General features: G+C 70.3%; 2 protein-coding genes. Both read left to right on the forward strand.

The genetic code is table 11. The annotated features are described in order from the left end of the window. Positions 1-1,718 (forward strand): bifunctional diguanylate cyclase/phosphodiesterase (locus tag PHE40_RS10870; RefSeq protein WP_299961657.1); only part of this gene is annotated, 1,718 nt, incomplete at its 5' end. 16 nt (positions 1,719-1,734) lie between these two features. After that, positions 1,735-3,161, forward strand: a 1,427-nt coding sequence (gene mutL / locus PHE40_RS10875) for a DNA mismatch repair endonuclease MutL (protein WP_299961659.1), incomplete at its 3' end; no start/stop codon positions are given.

Genomic DNA, 3,161 nt, shown 5'->3' on the forward strand with positions numbered 1-3,161 from the left:
TTAAAGCCGAGGAAGCCCTGCGCCGCGCCTGGACCCGCAACCTCGCCGACGCTTCTTTCGACGGGCTGTTGATCCACCGCCAGGGGGTCATCCTGCAAATGAACCGCACCCTGGTGCGGATGCTGGGCACGCGTGAGCGCGAGTGGCTGGGGCAGAATTTCGTCAACCTCGCCCGGCCGGACCACAGCGCCGCCCTGCGCGCCGAGCTGGAGGCGCCGCAGCCCCAAACCGCCGCATTCACCCTGCTGCGCGCCAACAAAACCGAGGTGCCGGTGGAAGTCTACAGCCACAACATCGCCTTCGAGGGTCAACCCGCGATCGTCATGGCCATCCGCGACATCAGCCAGCGCCTCGCGGACGCGGCGCGCATCGCCCGCCTCATGCATTATGACGCCCTGACCGGCCTGCCCAACCGCGCCCTTTTCTGCGAAACCCTGGCCGCCGCATTGGCGGGCAACAACGCCACCAGCGGCACCACGGCGCTACTCATCATGGACCTTGACCAGTTCAAGCCGATGAATGATCTGCTCGGCCGCGCCGGGGGGGACCTGCTGCTCAAACAGGTCGCCAGCCGGCTCGCCGCGATGACCCAGGAGGAGGACACGCTGGCACGCATCGGCGGCGACAAATTCGCCATGCTCATCCCCAGCAACGGGCCGCCCAACCGGGGGGTGAGCCTTGGCGGCCAGATTGCCGCCACCTTCCACGAACCCTTCATCATTGACGGCCAGCTGATCAAGCTCTGGCTTTCCATCGGCCTCGCCATCTACCCGGACCATGCGGCCGACACGGCGGGGCTGATGAAGGCGGCGGAATTCGCCCTCAACCAGGCGGCGCAGGCCGGCGGCGGCACCGCGCATATCTATTCGCATCACGAGGCGGGGCTGCACCGCCAGACCGCCCGGCACGAAGCCCCCCCCGGCGGCCCGGCTGATCTGCTGCGCCTGGGCGGCGACCTGCGTAACGCCCTGCATCGCGACGAGATCAGCCTGGTGTTTCAGCCCGTGTTCCGCGCCAGCGACCTCGCCCCAGCCGGATTCGAGGCGCTGGCACGCTGGAACCACCCCACCGAAGGGCTGATCGGGCCGGATCGCTTCATCCCCCTGGCTGACGCCACCGGACTCACGGATGAGATCGGCTGCTTCGTGCTAGAGGCTGCCTGCACCGAGGCCGCGCGCACCCCCAACACCAGCGTTTCCATCAACCTCTCCCCCGCGCAGCTGCGCGACATCAACCTGCCCGCGCGCATCAGCGCCATCTTGCGCAAAACGGGGCTGAAACCTGAGTTCCTCGACCTCGAAATCCCCGAAATCGTGTTGAGCGAGCCGCGCCCCGGCACCATGGGTGTGCTCCAGACCCTGCGGGCCACCGGCGCCGGGCTGGTGCTCGACCATTTCGGCGCCAAATACTCCCTGCTCACCTCGCTCGCCGAGCAGCCGTTCTCCCGCCTGAAGATCGACCGCCGGTTCACCCAGAAACTCGGCGAAAGCTCCAGCGCCGAGGCCATCGTCAACGCCATCCTGGCAATGGCCGCCAATTTGCGGCTGGAGGTCATCGCCGTGGGTGTCGAGACCGAGGCGCAGCTCGCCTATTTGCGCCGCCTGGGCTGCCATTTCGTGCAGGGCCAGCTGCTCGGCCCGCCCACACCGCGCGCCATCGCCCAGCCCCCGGCGCTGGCCCCGCCGCCGCGCCCCTCCCTTGTGGTGTCACGCGGGTAAGCTGATATGATCGCGCATGCCTCCCGCCATCCGCCTGCTCTCACCCGCCACCATCAACCGCATCGCCGCCGGCGAGGTGATCGAGCGCCCGGCCGCCGCGGTGAAGGAGCTGGTGGAAAACGCCCTTGATTCCGGGGCGACGCGCATCGAGGTCATTCTCACCGGCGGCGGCATCGAGCGCATCGAGGTCATCGACAACGGCTGCGGCATCGCCCAATCCCAGCTCGCCCTGGCCATCGAGCGCCACGCCACCTCCAAGCTGGCTGATGAAGCCCTGGTGCGCATCACTACCCTGGGCTTTCGCGGCGAGGCGCTGCCCTCCATCGGCGCCGCCGCCAAACTCACCCTCATCAGCCGCCCGCCCGGGCAGGACGCCGCGGCGCGCATCACCGTGGCCGGCGGCGCGGTGGGCGAGGTCATCCCCGCCGCCGGGGAAGCCGGCACGCGCGCCATCGTCGAAGATTTATTCTACGCCACCCCGGCCCGCAAAAAATTCCTCCGCACCCCGCGCGCCGAGGCCGACGCCGCCGAGCGCGCCGTCTGGCGCCTCGCCCTCAGCGCCCCGCATGCCGCCTTCCGCCTGGTCTCCGGCGAGCGCGTGATGTTCGACGTGCCCGCCCAGGGCGAGCCCGCCCGCATCGCCGCCCTGTTCGGCCGCGAAACCGCCAGCGCCATGCTCCCGCTGGACGCCGTGCGCGAGGACGTGCGCCTCACCGGCCTCGCCGCCCCCGCCAGCCTCACGCGCGCCACCATGGCACTGCAAAGCTTCGTGGTGAATGGCCGCCCAGTGCTGGACCCTCACCTGCGCACCTCGCTGCGCCTGGCCTACCGCGATGTCATCGCCTCCGGCCGCCACCCGGTCGCCGCCTTGCGGCTCGAAATCCCCGAGGAAGCGCTGGACGTGAACGTCCACCCCGCCAAAACCGAATTACGCTTCGCTGACGCCAACGGCATCCGCAGCCTGGTCATGGGCGCCATCGGCCGCCTGCTGGACCGCCCGGTCTCCCTGGCCACCGCCCCGCAGGCCTTCCCCAGCCTCTCATTGCGCCCGCCCGCCAGCGCCTCTTACGCCACCTACACCCCGCCCGCGCACGCCCCGGCCCCACCCAGCGCCGCCGCGCGGGGTTTCGCGGACTCCGAGTTCGCGCGCTTCACCCCCGCCGCCCGCCAGATCACCCCGGACCATACGCTCACCGCCCACCCGCTCGGCGCCCCGGTGGCGCAAATCCTCGACACCTACATCCTCTCCGTCGCGGCTGACGGCGCCCTCGTCATCACCGACCAGCACGCCGCCCATGAGCGCCTCACCGAGGAACGCCTGCGCGCCGAATTCTCCGCCGGGCGCGTCGCCGCCCAACCGCTGCTGGTGCCCGTGGTGGTCGACCTCTCCCCGGCTGACGCCATGCGCCTGCTCGCCCAGTCCGAAACCCTCTCGCGCCTGGG

It is taken from the genome of Acidocella sp., from assembly GCF_028687955.1.
Lineage (GTDB): Bacteria > Pseudomonadota > Alphaproteobacteria > Acetobacterales > Acetobacteraceae > Acidocella.